Genomic DNA, 13,274 nt, shown 5'->3' with positions numbered 1-13,274 from the left:
CGCCCGGGGCCGAGCCCCGGGCGTTGCCGTCTGGGAAGCGGCCCGTGCTTCCCTCCACCGGCCAATTAGGCCACCCTACCCGCCCCCGGGCTCCCCGGCCCCAGACATCGCCACCATGCCCAAGCACCTGCTCATCGTCGAATCGCCCGCCAAGGCCAAGACGATCAACAAATACCTCGGCAAGGACTTCACCGTCCTGGCCTCGTATGGGCATGTGCGCGACCTCGTCCCCAAGGAAGGCGCGGTCGACCCGGACAACGGCTTCGCGATGCGCTACGACCTCATCGAGAAGAACGAGAAGCACGTGGAGGCGATCGCCAAGGCGGCGAAGGGGGCCGACGACATCTTCCTGGCGACCGACCCGGACCGCGAGGGCGAGGCGATCAGCTGGCACATTGCCGAGATCCTGAAAGAGCGCGGGCTGCTGAAGGACAAGCCGATGCAGCGCGTGGTCTTCACCGAGATCACCCCGCGCGCCATCAAGGAAGCCATGCAGCAGCCGCGCGCCATCGCCGGCGACCTGGTCGATGCCCAGCAGGCGCGCCGCGCGCTGGACTACCTGGTGGGCTTCAACCTGTCGCCGGTGCTGTGGCGCAAGGTGCAGCGCGGCCTGTCCGCCGGCCGCGTGCAGTCGCCGGCGCTGCGCATGATCGTCGAGCGCGAGGAGGAGATCGAAGCCTTCATCGCGCGCGAATACTGGAGCATCGACGCCGAGTGCGCGCATCCGTCGCAGCGCTTCAACGCGCGGCTGATCAAGCTGGACGGCCAGAAGTTCGAGCAGTTCACCATCACCGACGGCGACACCGCCGAAGCCGCGCGCGCGCGCATCCAGCAGGCCGCCCAGGGCCGCCTGCACGTCACCGACGTGGCGAGCAAGGAGCGCAAGCGCCGCCCGGCCCCGCCGTTCACCACCTCCACGCTGCAGCAGGAAGCCTCGCGCAAGCTCGGCTTCACCACGCGCAAGACGATGCAGGTGGCGCAGAAACTGTACGAAGGCGTGGCGATCGGCGACGAGGGCACCGTCGGCCTGATCAGCTACATGCGTACCGACTCGGTGAACCTCTCGCAGGATGCCCTGGCCGAGATCCGCGACGTCATCGCGCGCGACTACGGCACCGCCTCGCTGCCGGACAAGCCGAACACCTACACCACCAAGTCGAAGAACGCGCAGGAAGCGCACGAAGCCGTGCGCCCCACCTCGGCGCTGCGCACGCCCGCGCAGGTGTCGCGCTACCTGTCCGACGACGAGCGCCGCCTGTACGAGCTGATCTGGAAGCGCGCCGTGGCCTGCCAGATGATTCCCGCCACGCTCAACACCGTGAGCGTGGACCTGGCCGCCGGCAGCGACCACGTGTTCCGCGCCAGCGGCACCACCGTGGTGGTCCCCGGCTTCCTGGCCGTCTACGAGGAAGGCAAGGACACCAAGACCGCCGAGGACGACGACGAAGGCCGCAAGCTGCCGGCGATGAAGCCGGGCGACAGCGTGCCGCTGGAGCGCGTGCTCACCGAGCAGCACTTCACCCAGCCGCCCCCGCGCTACACCGAAGCGGCGCTGGTCAAGGCGCTGGAGGAGTACGGCATCGGCCGTCCGTCCACCTATGCCTCGATCATCCAGACCCTGCTGTTCCGCAAGTACGTGGAAATGGAAGGCCGCAGCTTCCGCCCGACCGACGTCGGCCGCGCGGTGTCCAAGTTCCTGTCCGGCCATTTCACCCAGTACGTGGACTACGACTTCACCGCCAAGCTCGAGGACGAGCTGGACGCCGTCTCGCGCGGCGAGGAGGAGTGGATCCCGCTGATGGAGAAGTTCTGGGGCCCGTTCAAGGAACTGGTCGAGGACAAGAAGGACTCGCTGGACAAGACCGACGCGGGCAGCGTGCGCGTGCTTGGCACCGACCCGGAAAGCGGAAAGGAAGTGAGTGCGCGCATCGGCCGGTTCGGCCCGATGGTGCAGATCGGCACGGTGGAGGACGAGGAGAAGCCCAAGTTCGCCTCTCTGCGCCCGGGCCAGAGCATCTACTCCATCAGCCTGGACGACGCGCTGCAGCTGTTCCTGATGCCGCGCGCGCTGGGCGAGGACAAGGGCGAGCCGGTGAGCGTGGGCATCGGGCGTTTTGGCCCGTTCGCGCGCCGCGGCAGCACCTATGCCTCGCTGAAGAAGGAAGACGATCCGTACACGATCGACCTGGCGCGGGCCATCTTCCTGATCGAAGAGAAGGAAGAGATCGCGCGCAACCGCATCATCAAGGAATTCGACGGCAGCGACATCCAGGTGCTGAACGGCCGTTTCGGCCCGTACCTGAGCGATGGCAAGCTCAACGGCAAGATCCCGAAGGATCGCGAGCCGGCCTCGTTGACGCTGGAAGAAGCGCAGAAGCTGATGGAAGAGACCGGCAAGCCGGTGCGCAAGGGTTTCGGCGCGAAGAAGGCCGCCAGCAAGGTCGCCAAGAAGGCGGCCGAGCCCAAGGCCAAGGCCCCGGCGAAGAAAGCGGCGGCCAAGAAGGCGCCCGCCAAGAAGGCGGCGACGAAGAAGGCTGCGGCGAAGAAGGCCCCTGCCAAGAAGGCGGCCAAGAAGACGGTAGTGAAGAAAGCCGGTTGACCGGGCGGCCACGCTGCCCACCACCCGCCGAGGGAACGTGATGGAAGAGCTTTCGCTGGCAGGCGCCGTCTCCACGCTGCAGCAGGGGGGCGTCATCGCCTATCCGACCGAGGCCGTATGGGGCCTGGGCTGCGACCCCCGCCAACGTGGCGCGGTGATGCGCCTGCTCGAACTCAAGCGCCGCCCCGCCTCCAAGGGCGTGATCGTGGTGGCGGCGAGCCTGGAACCCCTGCGTCCCTGGCTGGACCTGGCCGCCTTGCCGGCCGACCGCCTGGCCGACGTGCTGGGCAGCTGGCCGGGCCCGCACACCTGGGTGTTGCCCGCCAGCGAGCATGCCCCGTCCTGGGTGACGGGCGACCACGCCAGCCTGGCCGTGCGGATCAGCGCGCACCCGCTGGTGACGCGCCTGTGCCAGGCGTGGCAGGCGCCACTGGTTTCGACGAGCGCGAATCTGGCGGGGCATCCGCCTGCGCGCAAGCGCGAGGAACTCGACGCTGCCCTGTTGCAGGCGATCGACGGCGTACTGGACGGCGAGACGGGCGGATTGGCCCAGCCGACCCAGATCCGCGTGGCGATGACGGGTGAAGTGTTGAGGGACTGAGGTCTCGGGGCGCGCCCACAACGCGACGCCGACGCACTCAACCCTCCCACCCTACCCTCTCCCCATCTCCTTCTTGCACTTCGCATCGCGGCTGAAGCCGTACCGTCGTTGCAGAGCGCATCCACCGATTCAGCTGTTGCCCTCCGATCATGGAGACCTGAAGGGTCTGCGGGGGCGGGGCCCCTTTCGGGACCGTAGGCGACATGGATGTCGCCTACGAGCCTCCATGGATGGATTCACGGCGTGTCCCGAAAGGGCCCCGTCCCCGCAGGCCGTGCAAGACCAACGCGAGCCGATCCACATCGAAGGCCAAAAAACCAACCCCGAGGCAGCCACAAAAAAAAGCCGGCCGCCAGGCCAAAAACCCCCCACACCAAGGCGTAGCATCCCCAAAAAAACCGGCCCACACCCAGGGCCCCCCAGGAGGACCGCCATGAAAGTGCATCGCGCCACGTTCGTCGTCCTGCTTGCCAGCCTCACCGTAGCCACCCGCGCCGCCGAGCCCCCGGCCCCTTCGCCTGAGCAGCAGGCCATGATGCAGGCCTGGGAGCGCGCCGCCCGCCTCGGCCCCGAACACCAGCGCCTGGCCGAGCAACTGGCCGGCACCTGGACCACCCGCCAGAGCATGTGGATCGACGACAAGACCCCGCCTGCCCTGTCCGCCGGCCGCTCGGTGCACACCCCCATCCTGGGCGGCCGCCAGATCCGCTTCGACTTCAAGGGCGACTTCCAAGGCCAACCGTTCGAAGGCACCGGCCTGATGGGCTACGACAACGTCGCCGGCCACTACGTGGGTACGTGGACGGACAGCACGGTGACCGGCATCGTGGTCGGCGAAGGCCGGTACGACCCCGCCACGCGCACCTACACCCTGCGCGACGTCATGAGCGACCCGATGCACCCCGGCAAGCAGGCGACCATGCGCGAGACCCTGCAGGTCGTGGACGCCGACCACCTCGTGCAGGAAATGTTCGACCAGCACGACGGCCGCGAAGTACGCATACTTCGGGTGGAGTACACGAGGGAGCGCTGACGTCGATGAAGCCCCTGCTGACCCTGTTCCTCTCGGTCGGCTTGGCCGCGCCCGCCGGCGCGGCCGACACCGCGCCGAACGTGCGCATCTACCGCTGCGTGGGCAGCAACGGCGCCATCGCGCTGCAGGACGCGCCGTGCACGAAGGGCCAGCAGCAGGTCATCGACATGCAGCGCCCGCAGGATCCCCCGCCACGCCGGATCAGCACGGACGACGTGCCCGCGGCCGCCGCGCCTTCGCAGCAAGCCCCGCGCGAGATACGCATCATCCAGACGCCCGCGCCGCAGCCCATGTACGAATGCATCACCGAGGACGGCCAGCGCTACACCAGCGATACGCCAGACGGTAACCCCCGCTGGGTGCCGACGTGGACCTACGCCTACGCCGGCGGGCGCCCACGGCCACCGGGCCCGCGCCCGCCGCAGGGCGGCCCGCCCGACGGCGGCCACCGCCCACCACCGCCAGGGCCTCGCCCGGGCGGCGCGGTGATCGTGCCCTATGGCAGCGTGCAGATCCGCGACGAGTGCCACGCCCTGCCGCAACGCGAGGTGTGTTCGCGCCTGAGCGATCGCCGCTGGGACATCATCCGCCGCTACAACAGCGCCCTGCAGAGCGAGCGCGAACAGCTCACGCGCGAACAGCGTGGCATCGACGCGCGCCTGGAACAGGATTGCGGCGGCACATGAAATGGCTGCTGGCGTGCCTGCTCGCGCTGGCGTGGCCGGCCGCCGCGCAGCAGATCGTGATCTATCGCTGCACCGATGCCCAGGGCCAGCTCGCGGTGCAGAACCAGCCGTGTCCGAAAGGCACCCGGCAGGAGAAGCGCACGATGCAAACCCCCGCGGCCGCGCCCCTGCCGCCGCCGCCCTCGCCGGTCGCCCCGCCGCCGATCCCGCAGGCGCCGCCGGAGGCGAAGGCCGAACCCCCGCCTTCGACACCCCCACCCCCGGTGGTCGAGAAGCCGGCGCCGCCGGCGCTCTATGCCTGCAAACGTCGCGACGACACCCGCTACCTCACCCAGGACCTGTCCAATGCCAGCTACTGCGTGCCGCTGCAGGTCACCGGGCTGGATGGCAACCCGCGCACCGGCGCGGGCGAGGCCTGCGAAGTGGTGAAGGACACCTGCGAGCCCGTCGCCGATGACCAGCTGTGCACCGCCTGGCAGCAACGCGTGGAGGAAGCCGAAACGCACTGGCGCTTCGCCACGCCCGAACACGCGGCCCTGCTGCAGCAGGAATATGCACGCGTGCGCGAACTCGTCGCCGCCAGCCGTTGCGCCGATGGCGCCGCCCCGGCAACGGCGAATCAGAACCCGTAGCGCAGGAAACCGCCATCCACGGCGATGCATTCGCCGGTGATGTAGCTCGAGGCCGGCAGGCACAGGAACGCCACCGCGGCGGCCACCTCCTCCGGCTCGCCGATGCGGCGCATGGGCGTGCGTTCCAGCACCTGCTCGTAGTAATCGGGGTCGGACAATGGCCCGGACGTGCGCCGCGTGCGGATGTACCACGGCGCTACCGCGTTGACGCGCACGCCATCCTCGGCCCACTCGGCGGCGAGGTTGCGGGTCATCTGGTGCATGGCCGCCTTGCTCATGCCGTAGGGCGCGCCGCTGCGCACATGGGTCAGGCCGGAGACGCTGCCGACGTTGACGATCGCCGAGTTCGCATGCCGGGTCAGCAGCGGATGCGCGTAGCGCGAGAGCTCGAACGCCGAGTAGAGGTTGGTCTCGAAGATGCCTCGCCACTCGTCCTCGGTGTAGTCCACCGCCGCGCGGGTGACGTTGCCGCCGGCGTTGTTGATGAGCAGGTGCAGGCCGTCGACGTGGTCCTCGACCCAGTCCAGCACCGCGCGGCGGTCCTCCTCGTCGCTGACATCGGCCGACAGCCCGTGCAGCGCGCGCGCGGGAAACTCGTCCTGCAGTTCGTCGCGCACCTGCTCGAGCATGTCGGCATCGCGCGCCACCATCAGCACGTCGGCCCCGAGGCCGAGCAGTTCGCGGGTGATGGCCAGCCCGATGCCGGCGCTGGCGCCGGTGATCAGCGCGGTCTGCCCATCCAGTCGCCAACGTTGCTCTGCCACGCGTGTCTCCCCTGCGATGTGGTGCGCGGATGCGCGCCGTCTACGGGGTTAGGATACCCCCACGCTCCCGGGAGGCCATGACCATGAAGCCACGCAAGCTGCTTGTCCCCTGCCTGGCCGTCGCCCTGCTCGGCGCCTGCTCGCGCCCGCCACCGGCGCCGACCGAACAACGACCCGAGCCGCAGGCCACCGCGCTGCGCGATGCGGTGAACGCGCCGCTGGACAAGGCCAAGGGCGTGCAGGCCACGGCCGATGCGGCCGCGGCCCAGCAGGAGGCCGATATCGACGCGGCGACGCAGTAGGCACCCGCGCGCGTGCCGCGCGGCGAATGCCGCGAACAAGAACGCCGGCCCGAAGGCCGGCGTTTTCGTCATGCCACCTGCGCGCTTACAGGCCGCAGAAGCAGTACGCCAGCGCCTTGACCGGCGGCCCGCCGGCCTTGGCCTGCTGCACCGCGTCCTCGGCGAAACGCAGCTGCGTGTCGACCTCCGGCAGCGTGCGCGCCAGCATCGCCCGGCCCAGGCCGGATTCGCCCAGCGCCCACGCACCGGCGCGGCTGCCGGCAAAGCCACTCACGAACTGCGCGAACGGCGTGGCCTGCTTCTCGATGTAGCGCACGCGGAACTTGTCCTTGCCCAGCTTGGCGCGCGAGGCGGCATCGGCGATGGCCGCCTTCATTCCGCCCAGCTCGTCCACCAGCCCGCGCTCCTTCGCCTGCGCGCCGCTCCACACGCGGCCACGGGCGATCTTGTCGATCGCCTCCACCGGCTGCTTGCGTGCCTGCGCGACCTTGCCGGTGAAATCGGCATAGCCCTTGTTGATGACCGATTGGATCAGCTGGCCCACCGCCGGGTCCATCGGCTTGGAGATGTCGAACGCACCGGCGAAGCGGGTGGTGCCCACGCCGTCGGTGTGCACGCCGATCTTGTCCAGCGTGCGGGTGAGGTTGGGGATCAGCCCGAAGATGCCAATGGAACCGCTGATGGTCGACGGGTCGGCATAGATGCGGTCGGCATTCATGCTGATCCAATAACCGCCGGAGGCAGCCAGGTCGCCCATCGAGACCACCACCGGCTTGCCGGCGGCCTGCAGGCCCACCACCTCGCGGCGGATCTGCTCGGAGGCGAACACCTCGCCGCCGGGCGAATCCACGCGCAGCACCACCGCCTTGACGTCCTCGTCCTCGCGCGCGGCGCGCAGCAGCGCCGCGGTCGATTCGCCGCCGATGCGGCCGGCCGGCTGGTCGCCCGCGCTGATCTCGCCGGCCGCCACCACCACCGCCACCTGCGGACGCGAATCCACCGGCGAGCGGCGCGTGTCCAACTGCGCCAGATAGGTGTCCAGGTCGACGTTGCGGAAGCCGGCATCGGCGTCCTTGTCGGCCACGCCGCGCTCGGTGAGCAGGCGGTCCACTTCCTCGCGCGTCTTCAGCCCGTCCACCAGCTTCTGCTGCAGGGCGAACTTGGCCAGGTCGCCCCCGGCGGCCGCCACGCCTTCGGGCAGCGTGTCGATGCCGGCGGCCAGCTGCTGCGCGGTGAGCTTGCGCGCGCTGGCGATGTCGGCCAGGTAGCGCTGCCACACGTCGGTCATCCAGAACAGGTCCGCTTCCTTGGCGTCGGCCGAGGCGGCGTCGAGGATGTAAGGCTCGGCGGCGGACTTGTACTCGCCCACGCGGAACAGGTGCACGTCCACGCCCAGCTTGTCCTGCAGGCCGGTGCGGAAGTACTGCCGGTAACGGCCCAGGCCCTCGAGCACCAGGCTGCCCATCGGGTCCAGGTAGACCTCGTTGGCCTGGGCGGCCATCAGGTACTGCCACTGGCTCAGGTTCTCGCCGAAGGCGACGACCTGCTTGCCCGAGGCGCGCAATTCGCCCAGCGCGGCGGCGACTTCGCGGGTGGAGGCGAAACCGGCCGGCTGCAGCTTGTCCAGGTCCAGCAGCACGCGCTCGATGTGCTTGTCCTGGCGGGCGGCGTCGATCGCGCGCACCAGGTCGCGCAGCTGGATTTCCTCGGCGCTCTTGTCGCCCACCGCGCGGGTCAGCGCGCGGCTGACCGGATCGGCGCTGAACTGCTCCACGAGCTTGCCTTCCGGCGCGATCACCAGCGTGGTGCGGTCCATCAGCGGCTTGACCCCGCTGCCGCGCATCGACACCGCGACGAAGATCATCACGAACAGGAACAGCAGGCCGAAGAACACCAAGTTGAGGATCAACCGGCGGGTGAAGTTCATCACGTCCCACAGCCCGACAAAGAAGCTGGCGATGGGGCCGCGACGCACAGGTTGGTTCATGGAAAGCTCCGAGGAAGGCAAGCACCTTTTGCCACGGTGACCAGCATACCTGCTGGTCCGTGGCCGGGCATGCGCAAAAAGTCAGGGTGACGTAGGCAACGGTCGCCGGCTGCTGGCGCGGAAGCGCAGGCCCATCAGCACGGCCGCGGCGGTCAGGCCGATGATCAGGCCGATCCACATGCCCTGCGGCCCCCAGCCCAGCCCCAGGCCAAGCCCGGCGCCCAGCGGCATGCCCAGGCCCCAGTAGGCGAACATCGCCAGGAACATCGGCACGCGGGTGTCCTTGAGCCCGCGCAGCGCGCCGGCCGACAGCACCTGGATGCCGTCCGGGAACTGGAAGGTGGCCGCGAACAGCAGCAACGTGGACGCCAGCGCGGCGACCGCCACGTCGTTGGTATAGACGCCCACGATGGCATCGTGGCCCAGCAGCAGCGTGCTGGCCGAGAGCGTCTGCGTGCCCAGCACGATGGCATAGCCGGCCCACGCGGCGCGGCGCAGGCCCAGCGCATCGCCCCGGCCGACCGCGTAACCCACGCGCACGGTCGTCGCCTCGGCCACGCCCATGGGAATCATGAAGCACAGCTGGGAGACGTTGATGGCGATCTGGTGCGCGGCCGCCTCGGTGGCGCCGAGCCGGCCGATCAGCAGCGCGGTGACGATGAACAGCCCGCCCTCCATCAGCACCGTGATGCCGATCGGCAGGCCGGTGCGCAGCAGGTCGCCGATGGCGCGCGGGCGCGGGCCTTCCAGGTGCGCGAACAGCTGCAGGTGGGCGAAGCGCTTGGCGCGCCACAGGTAGAGCGCGAAGGCTGCGGCCTGCAGCCACATCATCGTCGCCGAGGCGATGCCCAGCCCTTCGGCGCCATGTTCGGAAAAACCGAGCTTGCCGTAGGTCAGCACGTAGCCCAGCGGGGCCAGCACCAGCAGGCCGCCGAAGCCGAGCAGCATGGTCGGCAGCGTCCAGTGCATGCCCTCGCTGAGGTAGCGCATGCAGAAGAACAGCGTCAGCGCCGGGCCGCCCCAGCGCACCGCGTGCAGGAAGGCGGTGGCGCCGGGAACGATGTCCGGGGCAATGCCGAAGGTGGGCAGCAGGGGCGGTACCGCGCTCAGGAAAGCGAACATCACCAGCCCCAGCCCCAGCGCCAGCCACAGCGCCTGGCGGAACAGCGGGCCGATCTCGCCATCGCGGCCGGCGCCGTGCAGCTGCGAGACCGAGGCGGTGAGCGAGATCAACGTGCCGATGGGGATCAGCATCGGCAGCCACAGCAGCGCGGTGCCGATGGTGACCGCGGCCAGGGTGTCGGTGTGGTGGTGGCCGGCGATGACGTTGTCGACGAAGCCGATCAGGCCGGTGGACACGTGCCCCAGCACCAGCGGCAGGGCGAGCAGGAAGGTGGCGCGCACTTCGGCCAGGAAGCGCGGCGGCGTGACGGAGACGGACATGGGACAGGAGAGCCAGCTACTGCGGTCGCGCCGGGGGACAGGCGTCTGGCACCGGGTAGTGCGGGCGGCTATCTTACCCGCGCCTCCCTTGCCCGCCCATGACGGCCCGCCCCACGATGAGCGCACCGCACGCAGTCCCCACCGCCTGTGAGAACTGCCAGACGGCGCTCCAGGGCCATTACTGCCACGCCTGCGGGCAGAGCGCCCACAACCCGGTGCGCAGCTTCGCGCACGCGGTGGAGGAAGTGTTCGAATCTTTCTGGCACCTGGACGGGCGCATCTTCCGTACGCTGCGCGACCTGCTCGTGCCCGGGCGCCTGGCCAACGCCTACCTGGAAGGCAAGCGCGTGCGCTACATCCCGCCGCTGCGCCTGTTCGTGGTGCTGAGCCTGCTGACGTTCTTCGTGGCCAAGCTCGCCGTGCACATCGACGCCGGCGGCCAGCAGGACGATGCCCGCAGCCAGGCCACCGCGCAGCTGCGCGGCAACTTCGATCAGGCCACCACGCCGGAGGAAGTGGAGCTGCTGCGCCGCAAGCTGATCGATGCGATGAAGGAAGGCCGCGCGCAGATGCCGGCGCATATCCCCGGCGCGCGCGCGGGCTTCGATGCGGGCATCGCCAACATCGACAAGCAGGCGCAGCGCCGGCTCAAGGCGCTGGGCGCGCCGGCGACCGTGGCACCGGAAGCGCAGTTCGCCGCCAGCGATGCCGACGAGGATCTGGGCCAGTCCACCCCGTTCGAGAGCCCGATGCCGGGCTTCGCCAACCGCTGGGTCGACGAGAAGATCAAGCGCATCAACGACAACGTGCCCCGCCTGCAGGAAGACCCGCAGCGCGCGGTCAACGCCTTCTTCGCCGCGGTGCCCTCCACGCTGTTCGTGCTCGTGCCGCTGTTCGCGCTGCTGCTGAAGGTGTTCTACCTGTTCGCCGGGCGCGGCTACCTGGAGCACCTGGTGGTGGCGCTGTACAGCCACGCCTTCCTGCTGCTGGACCTGCTGGTGGTGCTGCTGCTGAGCCTGCTGGGCACCGCGCTGGCGTCGTGGAGCGCGTGGACGGGCGCGATCATCGGCCTGCTGCAATTCGCGCTGGTGCTGTGGATGCCGGTCTACCTGCTGATCATGCAGCAGCGCGTGTACCGACAGTTCTGGCTGCTCACCGGCGTGAAGTACTGCGTGATCGGCGGGATCTACTTCACCGTGGTGATCCTCGCCGCCACGCTGCTGGCGGTGGCGAGCATCGCGCGGATCTGACCGGCGCGCCTCAGCGCGCCAGGTGGCTGCGCAGCCAGGCCGCCCGCGCGCCCGGCGCCTGCGCGAGCAGGTCGTCGCGCAGGCGCGCGCGATCCGGCGGGGCCGTGCGCTGGGAGATCACCGCGAGCTGGCCGAGTTGGTCGTCGTCCAACGCACGCAGCAGGTCGAGCACCTGCGCGCGCTGCGCCGGCGGCACGTAGCCGAACATCGGCTGCAGGCCCGCGTAGTGGCGGCCGATCTGCGCGCCGAGGCGCCAGCCGTCGCGGTGCATAGCGTCCATGGCATCGAAACGCGTGCGCAGCGCCTGCTGCTGGTCGGGCGGCAGCGCGGCCAGACGTGCCTGCGCCTGGCGGATGCGCGCGCGCTCCGCATCGCCGAGCGCACGCCAGGCGGCGTAGCGCGCACGCACGTCCGCGCGCGCGGCGGCATCGAGCGTGGGCCACGCCGGCGGCGCGCTCACGGCCGGCGGCTGCAAGGCGCCGGTGGTTTCATCCAACGGCGCGGGCAGCGCCTGGGCGCACGCGCCCCAGGCCAGCGTGCAGAGCGCCAGCAACGCGGCGCCACGGCACAGGTCATTCGTCATCGGTCACCGTCTCCATGCCGGCGGCGGCCAGGTCGGGCGCGGTGGGGCGCGGCTGCGATTCGTCGGCCGGCACCGGGCCGCCAGCGGCGAACCAGGCGTAGAAGTCGGCCTGACGGGCGAGCGCCAGGTCCGGGTCGGCCAGCATCGCGGCATCGGCCGGGTCGGCGCCGGGCGCGGGCACGGGCGCTTGCTCGCCTCGGTCCAGGTCTTCGGCGGGCAGTTCTTCCACCAGCACGGGCGCTGCGTCGGTGACGTGCAGCGCACCCGCCGGCGCCTGGCTGACCGGCTCCGGCGGCAGGCGCACGCCCGGGCGCGCGCGCATCCACGCCGCAGCCGCGGCCAGCAGGGCGAGCAGTACGCATCCGGCCACGATCCAGCGCCATTGCGACCGCAGCCGGCCCAGGCGGCCGGCGCGCGGCACCCGGGTACGCTCGGCGGGCTGGGCGCGGGCGGGCGCGGCGACGGGCGGGCGCGGTTCGCGCAGGTCGGCCAGCCGGCCCAGACGCTCGGGCGCAAGCTCGCGCAGTTGGCGCTGCGCGGCTTCGGCCAGCAGGCGCCAGCCGTGCGCATCCGGGTGGCCGGCGGCATCGCGTGGGCAAGCTCGCGCCAGCGCGTGGCGATAGGCGTCCTCGTCCACGCCCAGCACGTCGGCCGCGGCGGCTTCGTCCAGCCCCACCACGATGCGCAGCAGCAGCGCCAGGCGATCGTCGGCGGACAACGGAGCCAGCCCCTCCAGCCCCTGCGGCCAATGCGGCGCGCGGCCCGGCTCGCGCAGCGCCGGGGTGGCGGCGAGCAGGGCCCAGAAGCGCGTGGGCCAGACGGCCATCGGCCACTCGCCGGCACGGGACTGGAAGGCACGGAACGTAGCGGCCAGGCCGCGCTCGGCCTGCTGGAGGTCCCCGCACTGCAGACTGGCCAAGGTATCGGCCCGGCGCTCCACGCCCTTCAGGAAAGCGGACAGGGCGGTGGGGGAGGCCGCGGATTCGGCTGCGGACCTGGCGCTCATGGGTACTCCGTCATCGCCGCATGATAGCGAGCGGGCATCGCTTAGGCGCGCTTGACAGCCAGGGCCGCTTGCGTTCCGCCGGCACCCCGCCGCCGGCGGGTTGTGCACAGCACTAAAGCGGCCGCGGCGCGCCGTGGCCGATGACGCGGAAAAGCCATATTTCAAGCGTGTTTCACGATCAAGTGCATGATTTAAAAGAAAAATATCAATGTGGCGATTTTTTGTCCAAGGTATCCGCAAGCCCTGTGAATCGCCCTTCACGGCGTGGAGCAAGGTGGAAACCCACAGCTTTATCCACAAGCTGTGTGGATAAGGGCAAATCCTCAATCACCGCGCTTATTTACGTCTTGTTTATCGTCGCGGACCACAGGAACAAGTGGCAAGTACC

General features: G+C 70.1%; 12 protein-coding genes. 7 read left to right on the top strand and 5 right to left on the bottom strand.

The genetic code is table 11. The features are described 5' to 3' along the window. Positions 1-115: 115 nt before the first annotated feature. The 5 genes from P6166_RS07100 to P6166_RS07080 all read left to right on the top strand — a co-directional run bounded on the left by P6166_RS07100 (position 116) and on the right by P6166_RS07080 (position 5,551). Positions 116-2,599, top strand: a complete 2,484-nt coding sequence (locus P6166_RS07100) for a DNA topoisomerase I (protein ID WP_277763778.1) — start codon at positions 116-118, stop codon at positions 2,597-2,599. Positions 2,600-2,639: 40 nt separating this feature from the next. After that, entirely contained in the window at positions 2,640-3,200 is a 561-nt protein-coding gene (locus P6166_RS07095; RefSeq protein ID WP_277763777.1) for a Sua5/YciO/YrdC/YwlC family protein, read from the top strand. A 433-nt stretch (positions 3,201-3,633) separates the two neighbouring features. Continuing rightward, a complete protein-coding gene (locus P6166_RS07090) occupies positions 3,634-4,233 on the top strand; it encodes a DUF1579 domain-containing protein (protein ID WP_277763776.1) in 600 nt (199 codons plus the stop codon). A gap of 5 nt (positions 4,234-4,238) precedes the next feature. Next, a complete protein-coding gene (locus tag P6166_RS07085) occupies positions 4,239-4,919 on the top strand; it encodes a DUF4124 domain-containing protein (RefSeq protein WP_277763775.1) in 681 nt (226 codons plus the stop codon). Next, a complete protein-coding gene (locus P6166_RS07080) occupies positions 4,916-5,551 on the top strand; it encodes a DUF4124 domain-containing protein (protein ID WP_277763774.1) in 636 nt (211 codons plus the stop codon). Before P6166_RS07085 ends, P6166_RS07080 begins: the two co-directional genes overlap by 4 nt. On the opposite strand, the gene P6166_RS07075 is transcribed toward P6166_RS07080, so the two are convergent. Further along, a complete protein-coding gene (locus P6166_RS07075; RefSeq protein ID WP_277763773.1) occupies positions 5,539-6,315 on the bottom strand; it encodes an SDR family oxidoreductase in 777 nt (258 codons plus the stop codon). The two genes, P6166_RS07080 and P6166_RS07075, sit on opposite strands and share 13 nt — an antisense overlap. An 83-nt stretch (positions 6,316-6,398) precedes the next feature. Between P6166_RS07075 and P6166_RS07070 the strand changes: the two genes are divergently transcribed. After that, positions 6,399-6,617: a hypothetical protein gene (locus P6166_RS07070; RefSeq protein WP_277763772.1), complete on the top strand. Its 219-nt coding sequence runs from the start codon at positions 6,399-6,401 to the stop codon at positions 6,615-6,617. 85 nt (positions 6,618-6,702) lie between these two features. Here the strand turns inward: P6166_RS07070 and sppA are convergent, their stop codons facing one another. Continuing rightward, entirely contained in the window at positions 6,703-8,604 is a 1,902-nt protein-coding gene (gene sppA / locus P6166_RS07065; protein WP_277763771.1) for a signal peptide peptidase SppA, read from the bottom strand. A gap of 81 nt (positions 8,605-8,685) precedes the next feature. Continuing rightward, positions 8,686-10,047, bottom strand: a complete 1,362-nt coding sequence (locus P6166_RS07060) for an MATE family efflux transporter (RefSeq protein ID WP_277763770.1) — start codon at positions 10,045-10,047, stop codon at positions 8,686-8,688. Positions 10,048-10,163: 116 nt separating this feature from the next. Between P6166_RS07060 and P6166_RS07055 the strand changes: the two genes are divergently transcribed. After that, positions 10,164-11,297 (top strand): DUF3667 domain-containing protein, encoded by a 1,134-nt coding sequence (locus P6166_RS07055; protein ID WP_277763769.1) that lies wholly within the window; start codon positions 10,164-10,166, stop codon positions 11,295-11,297. 10 nt (positions 11,298-11,307) lie between these two features. On the opposite strand, the gene P6166_RS07050 is transcribed toward P6166_RS07055, so the two are convergent. Both P6166_RS07050 and P6166_RS07045 read right to left on the bottom strand, forming a co-directional pair. Further along, positions 11,308-11,880 (bottom strand): DUF3106 domain-containing protein, encoded by a 573-nt coding sequence (locus tag P6166_RS07050; protein ID WP_277763768.1) that lies wholly within the window; start codon positions 11,878-11,880, stop codon positions 11,308-11,310. Further along, on the bottom strand, positions 11,870-12,886 hold the full coding sequence (locus P6166_RS07045; RefSeq protein ID WP_277763767.1) for a hypothetical protein: 1,017 nt from the start codon (positions 12,884-12,886) through the stop codon (positions 11,870-11,872). Before P6166_RS07045 ends, P6166_RS07050 begins: the two co-directional genes overlap by 11 nt. Positions 12,887-13,274: the final 388 nt, after the last annotated feature.

It is taken from the genome of Stenotrophomonas sp. HITSZ_GD (assembly GCF_029543105.1).
Taxonomy (GTDB): Bacteria; Pseudomonadota; Gammaproteobacteria; order Xanthomonadales; family Xanthomonadaceae; genus Stenotrophomonas_A.
Note: the sequence above shows the minus strand (reverse complement) of the source record. Positions and strands in the feature narration are given on the sequence as shown.